Here is a 13565-nt window from a genome sequence, read left to right as displayed (position 1 = left end):
AGGATGTATGAAAGAGATTATTGCAAAACTAGCTGATTTTAAGGATTTAAGTAGCGCTGAGATGACAGATGTGATCGAGCGTATTGTCACTGGACAGGTGACAGAGTCCCAAATTGCAGCTTTCTTGCTGGGGCTTAAGATGAAGGGGGAGACGATTGAGGAACGAACTGCTTTGGCTCAGGTAATGCGAGGCCATGCTAAGCAGATTCCGACCACTATTCGCACTGCCATGGACAATTGCGGTACAGGTGGGGACAAGTCTTTCAGCTTCAATATTTCAACTACGGCAGCTTTTGTACTGGCAGGTGGCGGGATTAAGATGGCTAAGCACGGCAATCGCTCCATTTCTTCTAAGTCGGGCTCAGCTGATGTGTTAGAAGCTCTGGGTATCAATCTAGACTTGGATGCTGCTAGCTTGGGCAAGGTTTTTGAGCAGACAGGTATCGTCTTTCTCTTTGCAAAGAATATGCATCCAGCTATGAAATACATTATGCCAGCTCGTCTTAGTCTTGGTATTCCCACCATTATGAACCTAACTGGTCCGCTCATCCATCCCATGAGTCTAGAAACTCAGCTTTTGGGGACCAGCCGGCCGGATATGCTAGAGAGTACGGCAGAGGTTTTGAAAAATATGGGCCGTAAGCGTGCAGTAGTTGTGTCGGGGCCGGATGGTCTAGATGAGGCGGGTCTTCATGGCCGTACCCAGTATGCTCTGCTGGAAAATGGGCAAATCAGCCTGCACAGCTTTCTGCCGTCAGATATTGGCATGAAAGAGATACCTCTTGAAGCGATTCGTGGGGGTAATGCCAAGAGAAATGCAGAAATTCTGCTATCTGTTCTGAAAAATCAAGCCAGTCCCTATCTAGAAACGGCAGTGCTGAATGCGGGATTGGGCTTCTATGCTAATGGGAAATCAGACAGCATAGAAGAAGGAATAGCTTTGGCCCGCCAAGTGATCGCTAGTGGCGCAGCCTATGAAAAACTCAAGCAACTACAGGAGTATCAGAAATGAGCAAAGAATTTCTCCCAACCATTCTAAAGCAAAAAGAGCAGGAAGTGGCAGCCATGTCCTATGAAGAACTGCAACCCCTGCGCTCGACCTATTCCCTCTATAAGTATCTCAAAAGCCAGTCCCAAGAGCTGCAGCTGATTGCTGAGGTCAAAAAAGCCAGTCCAAGTTTGGGAGATATTAATCTTGCTGTGGATATTGTGGAGCAGGCTCGCACTTATGAACGATGCGGTGCAGCTATGATTTCGGTCCTGACAGATGAGATTTTCTTCAAAGGACATCTGGATTACCTGAGAGAGATTTCCAGTCAAGTTACTATTCCGACCCTCAATAAGGACTTTATCATTGATGAAAAACAGATTGTTCGCGCTCGTAATGCCGGAGCGACAGTTATTCTTCTGATTGTGGCTGCCTTGTCTGAAAAGCGGCTGCAAGAACTCTATGATTTTGCGACGGGTTTAGGCTTGGAAGTTTTGGTCGAAACCCATAATCTGGCGGAGCTGGAAATTGCCCATAGAATAGGAGCACAGATAATCGGTGTTAATAACCGCAATCTAGTTACTTTTGAGACAGATATCAATACCAGTCTCCAACTGTCTGCTCATTTCAAAGATGACAGGGTTTACGTATCAGAGTCCGCTATATTTAGCAAGGAAGATGCTGAGCTAGTAGCTCCTTATTTCCATGCGGTGTTAGTCGGAACAGCCCTGATGCAGGCTGAGGATGTAGCAGAAAAAATCAAGGAGCTGAAAATTGACAAAGGTTAAGATTTGCGGCTTATCAACGGCCAGCGCTGTGGAAACGGCATGCCAGGCTGGTGCGGATTACATTGGATTTGTCTTTGCTGAGAGCCGTCGGAGGGTCAGTTTGGAGCAAGCTCAGAAGCTAGCTGCCTTGGTGCCATCTACTGTCCGAAAGGTAGGAGTTTTCGTCTCTCCGAGTTTGGCAGAGCTGCAGGAAGCTATTTCAGTGGCAAATCTGGATTTGGTGCAGATTCATGGCGATTTTAATGAAGAGCTTCTGACTGAGGTCGGCCGGCCAGTTATTCGAGCTTACCAAGTCAAGGGAGCGTTAAAAGGAGTCAGCCAACAAGTGGACTACCTGCTCTTTGATGCCCCACTTGCTGGTAGTGGTCAGACCTTTGACTGGCAAGTTTTTGATAAAGGTCAAATCCACCAGCCCTTCTTTATCGCCGGTGGTTTGAATGTAGAAAATGTCCGAGAAGCTATTCAGCACTTTGCCCCTTACGCAGTTGATGTCTCTAGCGGGGTCGAGACTGACGGCCAGAAGGACTTAGAAAAGATAAAAGAATTTATAGAAAGAGTGAAACATGGCATATAATCAACCCAATCAAGAAGGATTTTATGGTGAGTTTGGTGGACGTTTTGTTCCAGAAACGCTGATGACAGCAGTTTTAGAGCTAGACAAAGCCTACCGTGAGAGTAAAAAAGACCCAGCCTTTCAGGCTGAGCTGGACGAGTTGCTAAAGCAATATGTAGGGCGGGAGAATCCTCTCTATTTCGCTAAAAATCTGACAGCCTATGCTGGCGGTGCTAAGATTTATCTGAAGCGGGAAGACCTCAACCATACTGGGGCCCATAAAATCAATAATGCCCTGGGTCAGGTCCTGCTAGCTAAGAGAATGGGCAAGAAGAAAATCATTGCAGAGACTGGTGCGGGTCAGCATGGAGTAGCTACTGCCACAGCTGCAGCCCTTTTCAACATGGACTGTACTATCTATATGGGCGAAGAAGATGTTAAGCGCCAAGCTCTCAATGTCTTTCGAATGGAACTTTTAGGAGCTAAGGTAGAGTCAGTGACCGATGGCTCTCGAGTCCTCAAGGATGCAGTTAATGCTGCCTTGAGAGCTTGGGTGGCTCAGGTTGATGATACTCACTATATTATGGGCTCAGCCTTAGGTCCCCATCCTTTCCCAGAGATTGTCCGAGATTATCAGAGTGTGATTGGGCGTGAGGTCAAGCGCCAGTTTGCTGAGCAAAATGCAGGTGCCTTGCCAGATGCTTTAGTGGCCTGCGTTGGCGGTGGTTCAAACGCTATTGGGCTCTTTTATCCCTTTGTTGACGATAGCACAGTTGCCATGTATGGAACAGAAGCAGCTGGGCGAGGCATCGATACAGATGAACATGCTGCGACCTTAACCAAGGGCCGGCCAGGTGTTTTACATGGTGCCTTGATGGATGTCTTGCAGGATGAGCAAGGCCAGATTCTGGAAGCTTTTTCTATCTCTGCCGGGCTGGACTATCCGGGCATCGGTCCTGAACATTCTCATTTTAATGCTATAAAGCGTGCCACTTATGTCCCAGTCACGGACGAAGAAGCCTTGGAAGCCTTCCAGCTCCTGTCTCGTATTGAAGGGATTATTCCTGCTCTAGAGTCTAGCCACGCTATTGCTTACGCAGTTAAGCTGGCTAAGGAGTTGGGACCGGATAAATCAATGATTATCTGCCTATCCGGCCGTGGTGACAAGGATGTCGTTCAGGTAAAGGAACGCTTGGAAAATGAAGCGTCTCAAAAAGGAGGTGCCCATGACTAAAACACTCACTCAGCATTTAGAAGCCATCAAAAAAGCAGGCAAGGGAATTTTTCTTCCTTATATCATGGCTGGTGATCACGAGAAAGGTTTAGCAGGTTTGCCAGAAACTATCGCATTTTTGGAAAACTTGGGTGTGTCAGCCATTGAAATAGGCCTGCCATTTTCAGACCCTGTTGCAGATGGGCCGGTTATTGAAGAAGCCGGTCTGAGAAGTCTGGGTCACCATACTTCCGCCAAGTCTTTAGTCGCAAGCTTGCAGAAGTTGGACACTCAGCTGCCTCTCATCATCATGACCTACTTCAATCCTATTTTCCAGTACGGTCTCAAAGATTTCGTCAAGGACTTAGCTACAACACCGGTTAAAGGATTGATTATTCCGGATCTGCCCTACGAACATAGAAATTTCATCTTGCCTTTGCTGGAAGATTCAGATATCGCTCTAGTTCCTTTGGTGAGTCTGACGACTGGACTAGAACGTCAGCAGGAGCTGATCAAGGAAGCTGAAGGTTTTATCTACGCTGTAGCTATCAACGGTGTGACGGGTAAGAGCGGAAGCTACCGCGATGATTTGGACCAGCACTTGAGCAAGCTTCGTGATATTGCAGAGATTCCAGTACTGACGGGCTTTGGCGTTTCGACTTTAGAGGATGTTGACCGCTTCAATCAAGTCTCAGATGGAGTTATTGTTGGATCTAAGATTGTCAAAGCTCTTCATGAAAAGGATGACAGTATAGCAGACTTTATCCAAGAAGCAGCAGCTTATAAGAAATAAGAACCACCACACCAAACAAAAGACAGGGTACAAATGCCAGCCTGTCTTTTTTCTTTTTAAAGCAGAAACATGCGAGGCCAGAGAAGCTAGCAATTTGAATAAGAATGAGAATTTCTGTTAGGCTGAAAATGGCTGAGCAGGAAGCAAGGAAAAGAAAGTCACCAGCACCAATACGAAGATTATAAAAGAAGGCTAGAAGTCCTAGGGCTAAAAAGAAGAGCATGAGAAGATTGATGCCTGCTGTCACCATCAGCAAGAGCTGAAAAATTAACCAGACCATCAAGGGATACTGTTGATCTCTTTGATCGTAGATAGCTAAGGTTAAGCCCATGGTGACTACCAATAATTGACTAATGGAAAGAATGCTCAGAGAAGTTGCCAGAAAAAGACCGCCCAAGAGACATTCAAAAAATAAATAGCGTAAGGGAATCTTGTCTCCGCAGAAGCGGCAGCGAAGCCGGTTCATGACTTGGGAAACAATAGGAATCAAATCACGCGGTGCCAATCTTTTCCCGCAGGCATTGCAATGGCTAGCTGGAGCGATGATAGACTGCTCTGGGAAGCGGTCGATGACCAAGCCTAGGAATGAGGCAAAGACGGTACCAACAAGAAAAAAGTATAGGTGAATCATACTTATTTATTCGTAATTTTAAACAGAAAAATTCTGAAATTTTGCAACTTTTCTAATAAAGTCTTTTTTTGAATCTTTTGTCTTGACTTTATTATTTAGAAGCATTATAATTAAACCATAATCTAAAAAGATTAGAATGATTATAAATAAAATAAGCGAGGTAAGAATATGACTCAAGTAAAAAATGCCGCTGCAACTGATGTAGCAACTTTTGTAAACCAAAACTCTTTGCCAAAAACTAAGGCTGTATTAAACCAAGTGGTGGCAGATCTTTATACTGCTCATATTGCTCTTCACCAAGTTCACTGGTATATGCGTGGTGCTGGTTTCATGGTTTGGCATCCAAAAATGGATGAATACATGGAAACTTTGGATGCAACTTTGGATGAAGTTAGCGAACGTTTGATTACTTTGGGTGGTAAACCATACTCTACTTTGACAGAATTTATCCAACATAGTAAGATCGAAGAAAAAGCTGGTGAATTTAGCAAAAACGTAGAAGAAAGTTTAGCGCGTGTAATTGAAATCTTCCGCTATTTGACAAATGTATACCAAGAAGCACTGGATGTGACTGACGAAGAAGGTGACGATGTAACCAATGATATCTTTGTTGGAGCTAAAGCAGATTTAGAAAAGACAATCTGGATGTTAACAGCTGAAATTGGTCAAGCACCAGGATTGTAAAAAAATTAAAGAAGAAGTTAAATTCTAAAATATGATTAGAGTTTCATATAGAGAAATTTAATTTTAGAATGATACGTATTTTTTATCACCCCTCTTTGAAAAAGCAGCTGATACAGCTGCTTTTTCTATTTATTTTTCCATCTTGAAAATATGTGCAAATTCTGGTACAATAAGGCACATGAAAACACTTTATGATGTTCAGCAATTTCTTAAAAGTTTTGGCATCGTAATCTATATGGGCAAGCGATTGTATGATATAGAACTGATGAAGATTGAGTTAGAGCGAATTTACGATGCGGGCTTGATGGACAAACTAGAATATTTAGAGGCTGATGCAGTCTTGCGCCGTGAACATCAGTTAGAGTTGAAATATATTGAGAAGAATGGAGAATGGAAGAAATGACCTGGATTTTGATGGCGATTATGGCTGGTATACTGGCTTGGATGGGCTTTAACTATTTTAGATTGCGTAGAGCAGCAAAAGTTGTTGAAAATGCTGAATTTGCGAGCCTAATCCGTCAAGGTCAGCTTGTGGATTTACGGGAACCTGTTGACTTTCATCGGAAACATATCTTGGGGGCTCGAAACATTCCCTCAACACAGTTAAAAGGAAATTTGGGAGCACTTCGTAAAGATAAGCCAGTCTTGCTCTATGAAAATGCTCGCGGTCAACGAGTAATGAATGCAGCCCTTCTTTTAAAGAAAAATGGTTTTTCTGACATCTATATCCTGTCTTATGGCCTGGATAGCTGGAAGGGAAAAGTTAAAACAAGTTAATTTAGCTTTAAACATATTATATATAAAAGGCACAGATTTTATCTGTGCCTTTTATTATGTGATTTTTTGCCTATCTTGCTCCGTAAGGTACATAGACGGGTGGTTATGATTTGATCGTTTAGTCAAGAAGCATGGCCAAGTATTAAAGATAGAAAAAATATATAATCTATCGACTTAGTTCTAGATAGTTCTTGATAAGCTTCAGCTCATCTTGATTTAAAGAACGATAGTCACCCTCATCCAAATTGGGATCGAGTTGAAAATCTCCCAAATGAGTTCTTTTGAGATAGGTAACTTTCACTCCTATTGCTAGGAACATTTTCTTTACTTGGTGAAATTTTCCCTCTGAGATAGTTACAGAAGCTGTGCTTAAAACAGGGGTAGCAGAATGGATTATGAGTTGAGCCGGCTTACAAACCTTGCCATCTAAGAAGCGAACGCCTTGTTGGAAGGCTTCAATAGCTTGATTGTCCAGAAGTCCATTGACTTGAACGAAATAAGTTTTATCAACATGATATTGAGGATGAAGTAGTTGAAAGCCAAGAGGACCGTTATCAGTAATTAAGAGGAGTCCAGTCGTATCTCTGTCTAAGCGACCAATAGAGTATAGTTCCTCACTAAAGTCTTCCTTTTGAATAAGATCAATTACTGTTGCTTTGCTGGCATCGGAATTGGCTGTTATATAGCCTCGCGGTTTATTCATCATAAAATAACGATGAGCAGGAGCAGAAATCTTCTGTTTGTAGAAGAGGATGTCTTGTAGCCCAGTATCTACATTCTGGCTAAGATTTCTAGCAGGGGTTTGATCTACCAGAATAGCTCTTCGGAGCAAGGCCTGTTTCATGGATTTTCGGCTAATTGATGCTTGAGCTAGCAAACGGTCTAATCGCATAATTCTTCCTTTCAATGATCTTATGATTAATTATAAAATTTCAATGTAAGAAATGCAAACGAGTGCGAGAGGAGCTGATTTTTCAATGAAAACATTTACACTTAGCTGAACTGTGATTTTTGAGTGAGACTGTGGTATAATTGTTCAGTTAGAAATAAAAATTTAAATATTAGAGGAAATCATGACAAAATTAAGAGAAGATATCCGTAACATTGCGATTATCGCCCACGTTGACCACGGTAAAACAACCCTCGTTGACGAATTATTGAAACAATCTGAAACTCTTGATGCACGTACAGAGTTGGCAGAGCGTGCGATGGACTCAAACGATATCGAAAAAGAGCGTGGAATTACCATCCTTGCTAAGAATACAGCCGTTGCCTACAACGGAACTCGTATCAATATCATGGACACACCTGGACACGCGGACTTCGGTGGAGAAGTTGAGCGTATCATGAAAATGGTTGACGGTGTTGTCTTGGTGGTAGATGCCTACGAAGGAACCATGCCACAAACTCGTTTCGTATTGAAAAAAGCCTTGGAACAAGACCTTGTTCCAATCGTGGTTGTAAATAAAATCGACAAACCATCAGCTCGTCCAGCAGAAGTAGTAGACGAAGTATTGGAACTCTTCATCGAGCTTGGTGCAGATGATGACCAGCTTGATTTCCCAGTTGTTTATGCATCAGCGATCAACGGAACTTCTTCCTTGTCAGACGATCCAGCTGATCAAGAAAAAACAATGGCACCAATCTTTGATACCATCATCGACCATATCCCAGCTCCAGTGGACAATTCAGATGAGCCTTTGCAGTTCCAAGTGTCTCTTTTGGACTACAATGACTTCGTAGGTCGTATCGGTATCGGACGTGTCTTTCGTGGTAGTGTGAAAGTCGGTGACCAAGTTACCCTTTCTAAACTAGACGGCACAACCAAAAACTTCCGTGTTACAAAACTTTTCGGTTTCTTTGGTTTGGAACGTCGTGAAATCCAAGAAGCTAAAGCAGGTGACTTGATTGCCGTTTCAGGTATGGAAGATATCTTTGTTGGTGAAACCATTACACCGACAGATGCCATTGAACCTCTTCCAATCCTACACATCGATGAGCCAACGCTTCAAATGACCTTCTTGGTAAACAACTCACCTTTTGCAGGTCGTGAAGGAAAATGGGTGACTTCTCGTAAGGTGGAAGAACGCTTGCAAGCAGAATTGCAAACAGACGTTTCGCTTCGTGTTGACCCAACGGACTCACCAGATAAATGGACTGTTTCAGGACGTGGAGAATTGCACTTGTCAATCCTGATCGAAACAATGCGCCGTGAGGGTTATGAGCTACAAGTATCTCGTCCAGAAGTTATCGTAAAAGAGATTGATGGCGTTAAGTACGAACCATTTGAGCGCGTCCAAATCGACACACCAGAAGAATACCAAGGTTCTGTTATCCAAAGCCTTTCAGAACGCAAGGGTGAAATGCTAGATATGGTGGCTACTGGTAATGGACAGACTCGTTTGGTCTTCTTGGTTCCTGCACGTGGTTTGATTGGTTACTCTACTGAGTTCTTATCTATGACTCGCGGTTATGGAATTATGAACCATACCTTTGATCAATACCTGCCAGTGATTCCTGGTGAAATCGGTGGTCGTCATCGTGGTGCCCTTGTTTCCATTGATGCTGGTAAGGCTACAACATACTCTATCATGTCTATTGAAGAACGTGGTACTATCTTTGTCAACCCAGGTACTGAGGTTTATGAAGGAATGATCATCGGTGAAAACTCTCGTGAAAACGACTTGACTGTGAATATCACCAAAGCTAAACAGATGACTAACGTTCGTTCAGCTACCAAGGACCAAACAGCTGTTATCAAGACACCTCGTATCTTGACGCTAGAAGAATCTTTGGAATTCTTGAATGATGATGAATACATGGAAGTAACACCAGAGTCTATCCGTTTACGTAAGCAAATTCTAAACAAGGCAGAGCGCGAGAAAGCCAACAAAAAGAAAAAATCAGCTGCAGCTGAATAAGTAAAAGGGAAAGGAGTAGCAAGATGGTTTATTTAATAATTGGAATTTTGATACTCTTATATTACCTTTTTGCTGCTCCTCAGAGCATTAAAGGCACCTTTAATGTCTTATCAGTTGTATTGGTCTTGGTTTTGTTTATCATTCTCTTGGTATTAGCAGCGTTTAGGATTTTTCAAATGCCAGGAGAGTTATTTGTCGGGGCTGCTATGCTTATTTTGGCTTATTTTGCCTTACGTGACATTGCTCGATTAGATAAGAAACCTGGTTTGTTTGATTTTTTAGACGATAAAAGCAAAGATTAAAAATTGGCTTAAGAACTAAAATTTGATTTAGTTCTGGGCCTTTTTTTATAGATTGTGAAATGAAAGGAGGATAAGAGTTAAACTCTGATAACTTTTAGAATTCTATTACAAATCATTGCAAATCAGAAAAAATATCACATTTTTTTCACAAGTTAACAACAGACGTAAATAAAGCGCATCTATGACTTTTTTATTTCTTTAAAAAAGGGTAAAATAGAATGAAGTACAATTAAAGAGGTTTTTTATGAAGAATATAGCAAGTTTTGCTAACAAGAAAGTCTTGGTTTTAGGTTTGGCTAAGTCAGGTGAATCTGCTGCTCGCCTTTTAGATAAATTAGGAGCCATCGTGACAGTTAACGACGGTAAACCTTTCGAGGAAAATCCTGCTGCTCAATCCTTGCTAGAAGAAGGCATTAAAGTGGTGACAGGAGGCCATCCTCTGGAGTTGCTGGATGAAAACTTTGAATTGATGGTTAAAAATCCAGGTATTCCTTATAATAATGCTATGGTTATTCGGGCTCTGGAGAAGGAGATTCCTGTTATCACTGAAGTTGAGTTGGCTTATCTGATTTCTGAAGCTCCAATTATTGGTATTACGGGATCAAATGGCAAAACGACGACCACAACCATGATTGCGCAAGTCTTGACGGCTGGTGGTCAAAATGGTCTTTTGTCTGGTAATATCGGTTTTCCTGCCAGTCAAGTAGCCCAATCAGCTAGTGGCAAAGATACACTGGTCATGGAACTGTCTTCCTTCCAGTTGATGGGGATTGAGGCTTTTCATCCACAGATAGCTGTGATCACCAATCTCATGCCGACTCATCTGGACTACCATGGCTCTTTTGAGGAATATGCAGCTGCCAAGTGGAATATCCAGAAAAACATGACAGCTGATGATTATCTTGTTTTGAATTTCAATCAAGATTGGGCCAAGGGAATGGCTAGCCAAACTCAGGCTACTGTTGTTCCTTTTTCAACAACTGAAAAGGAGGATGGTGCCTATCTTGATGGTGATGTCTTGACCTTCCGTGGAGAAGCGATTATAAAGGTGGCTGAAATCGGTGTTCCTGGCAGTCACAATGTCGAAAATGCTCTGGCTACTATTGCAGTAGCTAAACTTCGTGGTATTGATAATCAGACGATCAAAGAAGTCTTGTCAGCTTTTGGAGGCGTTAAGCATCGTCTCCAGTATGTGGGGCAGGTAAATGAGGTTGCCTTTTACAACGACAGTAAGTCTACCAATATCTTGGCAACCCAGAAAGCTCTATCTGGCTTTGATAATAGCAAGGTGATTCTGATTGCAGGTGGCTTGGACCGTGGCAATGAATTTGACGAATTAGTTCCTGACCTCAAAGGGCTCAAGAAAATGGTCATCTTAGGGCAATCAGCTCCGCGTGTAAAGAGGGCAGCTGATCAGGCCGAGGTTTCTTATCTGGATGCGACTGATGTCCGGGATGCAGCTCATAAGGCTTTTGCTCTAGCAGAGCCAGGAGATATTGTCTTGCTCAGTCCTGCCAACGCCAGCTGGGATATGTATAGTAATTTTGAAGTTCGAGGCGATGAATTTCTCGCTGCATTTGAAGAATTAAAAGGTTAAAATGAAAAAGATTATATTTACAGGCGGAGGAACGGTTGGGCATGTAACCCTCAACCTTCTCCTGATTCCGAAATTTATCAAAGAAGGCTGGCAGGTCCATTATATTGGCGATAAGAATGGGATTGAGTATCAGGAAATCCAAAAGTCTGGATTGGACGTGACCTTCCATTCGGTAGCTACGGGTAAGCTTCGTCGCTACTTTTCGTGGCAGAATCTGCTGGATGGCTTTAAGGTCATTTGGGGCATTTTCCAGTCGCTGGGCATTATGCTCAAGGTTCGGCCGCAGGCCCTCTTTTCTAAGGGAGGCTTTGTATCCGTTCCGCCTGTGATTGCAGCTCGGCTGTCTGGGGTGCCCGTCTATGTTCATGAGTCGGATCTATCCATTGGCTTGGCTAATAAAATCGCCTATAAGTGTGCGACCAAGATGTATGCGACCTTTGAGCAACCTTCCAGTCTGACTAAGATTGAACATGTCGGAGCTGTGACTAAGGTTGGTGGCACAAAGTCAGACCTACCGCAGGAACTAGAAGAAATCCGTCAATATTTTGATAAAGAACTGCCCACCCTGCTTTTTGTCGGTGGTTCTGCTGGCGCCAAGGTCTTTAATGATTTTGTCAGCCAGAATCAAGCTACGCTGACTGAGCGCTACAACGTTATCAATCTGACTGGTGATGCAAGTTTGGATGTTCTGTCGAATCGCCTCTTTCGAAGAGCCTATGTGACGGACCTCTACCAGCCTTTGATGGACCTGGCAGATGTAGTAGTGACACGTGGCGGATCTAATACTATCTTTGAGCTTTTGGCTATGGCTAAGTTGCATATCATCGTTCCTTTAGGACGCGAAGCCAGCCGCGGCGATCAGATTGAAAATGCGGATTATTTTGTGAAAAAAGGCTATGCTGTGAAGCTGGAAGAAAAGCAGCTAACTTTAGAAGGGCTGGAAGCTTCTGTGGAGCAGGTTCTAAGGGATAAAGAATCATATTATCAAGCGATGAAAAATTCTCATGAAATCAAGTCAGTAGAAGATTTTTATGCTGTATTGAAGAATGATATTAACAAAGGGAAAAAATGACGACAAAAGATAAAGGTGACCAAAAAGAACTCCAGAAATATTTATCTGCATGGCAAAAGCGTCATCAGGAGTACTTAGAAAAAAAATCTCAAGAAAAAGCCTCTGAAACTGATGAAGAAGAGCGTAACGATGAGACTTTTGAAACTTCAGAGTCTACTGAAACAAACGAAACAGATAGTAGTGAAGAAGAAAAAGAAGTTCAAGATCAAGATTCAGATGACGATGAGGTGACTGAGTCTGAAGAGTCAGAAGAGGTAGAAGAACCCTCAGAAGACGATGAAGAGTCTGATAAAGAAAACACCGAAGAATCAAGTGATGATTCAGTAGATCGAACTGAAAATTTTATTGGTCAAGCTGATATAGGAATAGAAAAAGAAGCTAAGCCAGATAAACCTAGAATCGAAAGAATTCATCTATACAGGGCTCTACCAGTTCTGGTCATCAGCTCTCTCTTGATTCTTCTGTCACTCTACTTTATCACTCCTTTAGGTAGCCTTAAAAATTTAGTAGTTACAGGAAATGAGCGTGTAACTCAAGATGAAATTATCAAAGCTACCCAAATTGATAGTCGAGATTACACTTTAACAACGTTTTTAAATCGTAATCAGTATGCTAACAACTTGAAAAAAGCGAATTCTTGGATCGAAAAGGCTGAAATTTCATATCAGTTCCCAATTACATTCAAAATCCAAGTTACAGAATATAAGATTCTAGCCTATGAAGCTTCTACTGGAAATATCTATCCAGTCATCAGCAATGGAACCGTGATTAATCAGCCAGTAAAGAAAGAAGCTTTGCCTGAAAATTACATGCGTCTTAATCTATCTGATAAAGCTAAGGTTAAGAAACTTATGCAAGAATTATCAGATGTACCGGATAGTATCAAGAATGAAATTCAAACTGTTGACTTGACTCCAAGTAAGGCTACAAAAGATTTATTAACTTTAACAATGAGAGATGAGCATAAGATTATTGTCCCTCTTTCAGATATTCATAAGAAATTGCCATACTACAGTCGTGTGCATCCATTGTTGACAGAACCTAGTATTGTGGATATGGAAGCAGGAATCTTTAGCTATTCTGCTAGTCTTGCGCAAAAAGAAGAACAAGAGAAAAACGAAAGTTCAGAAGAAACTGAGCAAAGTGAAACAGAGGCAGCACCGTCAGATGTTACTGATGAAACAAATAACTAAAGAAAACGAAGAAAAACTCTCCACTTTTGCTAATTTTGTGTTATAATAGGCAA

Annotated in this window: 15 protein-coding genes; 13 read left to right on the top strand and 2 right to left on the bottom strand. The window is 42.2% G+C overall.

Annotation, left to right across the window (positions count from 1 at the left end; all coding sequences use genetic code 11):
- The first annotated feature begins 7 nt into the window (after positions 1-7).
- From trpD to trpA, 5 genes are read left to right on the top strand one after another with little or no spacing between them, the layout of a single operon-like run.
- Positions 8-1012, top strand: coding sequence for an anthranilate phosphoribosyltransferase (gene trpD / locus HMPREF0847_RS05070; RefSeq protein ID WP_008809121.1), 1005 nt, complete (start codon positions 8-10; stop codon positions 1010-1012).
- The gene (gene trpC, locus HMPREF0847_RS05065) at positions 1009-1776 is read left to right on the top strand and encodes an indole-3-glycerol phosphate synthase TrpC (protein WP_008809120.1); all 768 of its coding nucleotides are present in this window, start codon (positions 1009-1011) and stop codon (positions 1774-1776) included. The genes trpD and trpC overlap by 4 nt, the downstream gene beginning before the upstream one ends.
- Entirely contained in the window at positions 1763-2350 is a 588-nt protein-coding gene (locus HMPREF0847_RS05060; protein WP_008809119.1) for a phosphoribosylanthranilate isomerase, read from the top strand. Before trpC ends, HMPREF0847_RS05060 begins: the two co-directional genes overlap by 14 nt.
- On the top strand, positions 2340-3563 hold the full coding sequence (gene trpB / locus HMPREF0847_RS05055; protein ID WP_008809118.1) for a tryptophan synthase subunit beta: 1224 nt from the start codon (positions 2340-2342) through the stop codon (positions 3561-3563). The genes HMPREF0847_RS05060 and trpB overlap by 11 nt, the downstream gene beginning before the upstream one ends.
- Positions 3556-4335 carry a tryptophan synthase subunit alpha gene (gene trpA / locus HMPREF0847_RS05050; RefSeq protein WP_008809117.1) on the top strand — a complete coding sequence of 260 codons (780 nt, stop codon included), beginning with the start codon at positions 3556-3558 and terminating at the stop codon, positions 4333-4335. Before trpB ends, trpA begins: the two co-directional genes overlap by 8 nt.
- Here the strand turns inward: trpA and HMPREF0847_RS05045 are convergent.
- On the bottom strand, positions 4304-4966 hold the full coding sequence (locus HMPREF0847_RS05045) for a prepilin peptidase (protein WP_008809116.1): 663 nt from the start codon (positions 4964-4966) through the stop codon (positions 4304-4306). The two genes, trpA and HMPREF0847_RS05045, sit on opposite strands and share 32 nt — an antisense overlap.
- A 168-nt stretch (positions 4967-5134) precedes the next feature.
- On the opposite strand from HMPREF0847_RS05045, the gene HMPREF0847_RS05040 reads away from it, so the two are divergent.
- The 3 genes from HMPREF0847_RS05040 (at position 5135) to HMPREF0847_RS05030 (ending at position 6427) form a co-directional block, all read left to right on the top strand.
- A complete protein-coding gene (locus HMPREF0847_RS05040) occupies positions 5135-5650 on the top strand; it encodes a Dps family protein (RefSeq protein WP_008809115.1) in 516 nt (171 codons plus the stop codon).
- A gap of 178 nt (positions 5651-5828) precedes the next feature.
- A complete protein-coding gene (locus tag HMPREF0847_RS05035; RefSeq protein WP_020992685.1) occupies positions 5829-6053 on the top strand; it encodes a YqgQ family protein in 225 nt (74 codons plus the stop codon).
- Positions 6041-6427: a rhodanese-like domain-containing protein gene (locus HMPREF0847_RS05030; RefSeq protein WP_008809113.1), complete on the top strand. Its 387-nt coding sequence runs from the start codon at positions 6041-6043 to the stop codon at positions 6425-6427. Before HMPREF0847_RS05035 ends, HMPREF0847_RS05030 begins: the two co-directional genes overlap by 13 nt.
- 166 nt (positions 6428-6593) lie before the next feature.
- Here the strand turns inward: HMPREF0847_RS05030 and HMPREF0847_RS05025 are convergent, their stop codons facing one another.
- Positions 6594-7319, bottom strand: a complete 726-nt coding sequence (locus tag HMPREF0847_RS05025; RefSeq protein ID WP_008809112.1) for a 16S rRNA pseudouridine(516) synthase — start codon at positions 7317-7319, stop codon at positions 6594-6596.
- Positions 7320-7500: 181 nt separating this feature from the next.
- Between HMPREF0847_RS05025 and typA the strand changes: the two genes are divergently transcribed.
- From typA to HMPREF0847_RS05000, 5 genes are all read left to right on the top strand, one after another.
- Positions 7501-9348, top strand: coding sequence for a translational GTPase TypA (gene typA / locus HMPREF0847_RS05020; protein WP_008809111.1), 1848 nt, complete (start codon positions 7501-7503; stop codon positions 9346-9348).
- Between the two features lie 23 nt (positions 9349-9371).
- On the top strand, positions 9372-9650 hold the full coding sequence (locus HMPREF0847_RS05015) for a DUF3165 family protein (protein ID WP_008809110.1): 279 nt from the start codon (positions 9372-9374) through the stop codon (positions 9648-9650).
- Positions 9651-9894: 244 nt separating this feature from the next.
- A complete protein-coding gene (murD, locus tag HMPREF0847_RS05010) occupies positions 9895-11247 on the top strand; it encodes a UDP-N-acetylmuramoyl-L-alanine--D-glutamate ligase (protein WP_008809109.1) in 1353 nt (450 codons plus the stop codon).
- A 1-nt stretch (position 11248) separates the two neighbouring features.
- Positions 11249-12319, top strand: a complete 1071-nt coding sequence (locus HMPREF0847_RS05005; RefSeq protein ID WP_008809108.1) for a UDP-N-acetylglucosamine--N-acetylmuramyl-(pentapeptide) pyrophosphoryl-undecaprenol N-acetylglucosamine transferase — start codon at positions 11249-11251, stop codon at positions 12317-12319.
- A complete protein-coding gene (locus HMPREF0847_RS05000; RefSeq protein WP_008809107.1) occupies positions 12316-13512 on the top strand; it encodes a cell division protein FtsQ/DivIB in 1197 nt (398 codons plus the stop codon). Before HMPREF0847_RS05005 ends, HMPREF0847_RS05000 begins: the two co-directional genes overlap by 4 nt.
- Positions 13513-13565: the final 53 nt, after the last annotated feature.

It is taken from the genome of Streptococcus sp. 2_1_36FAA, from assembly GCF_000161955.2.
GTDB classification, from domain to species: Bacteria; Bacillota; Bacilli; order Lactobacillales; family Streptococcaceae; genus Streptococcus; species Streptococcus gordonii.
This window is presented reverse-complemented; position numbering and strand designations above follow the sequence as displayed.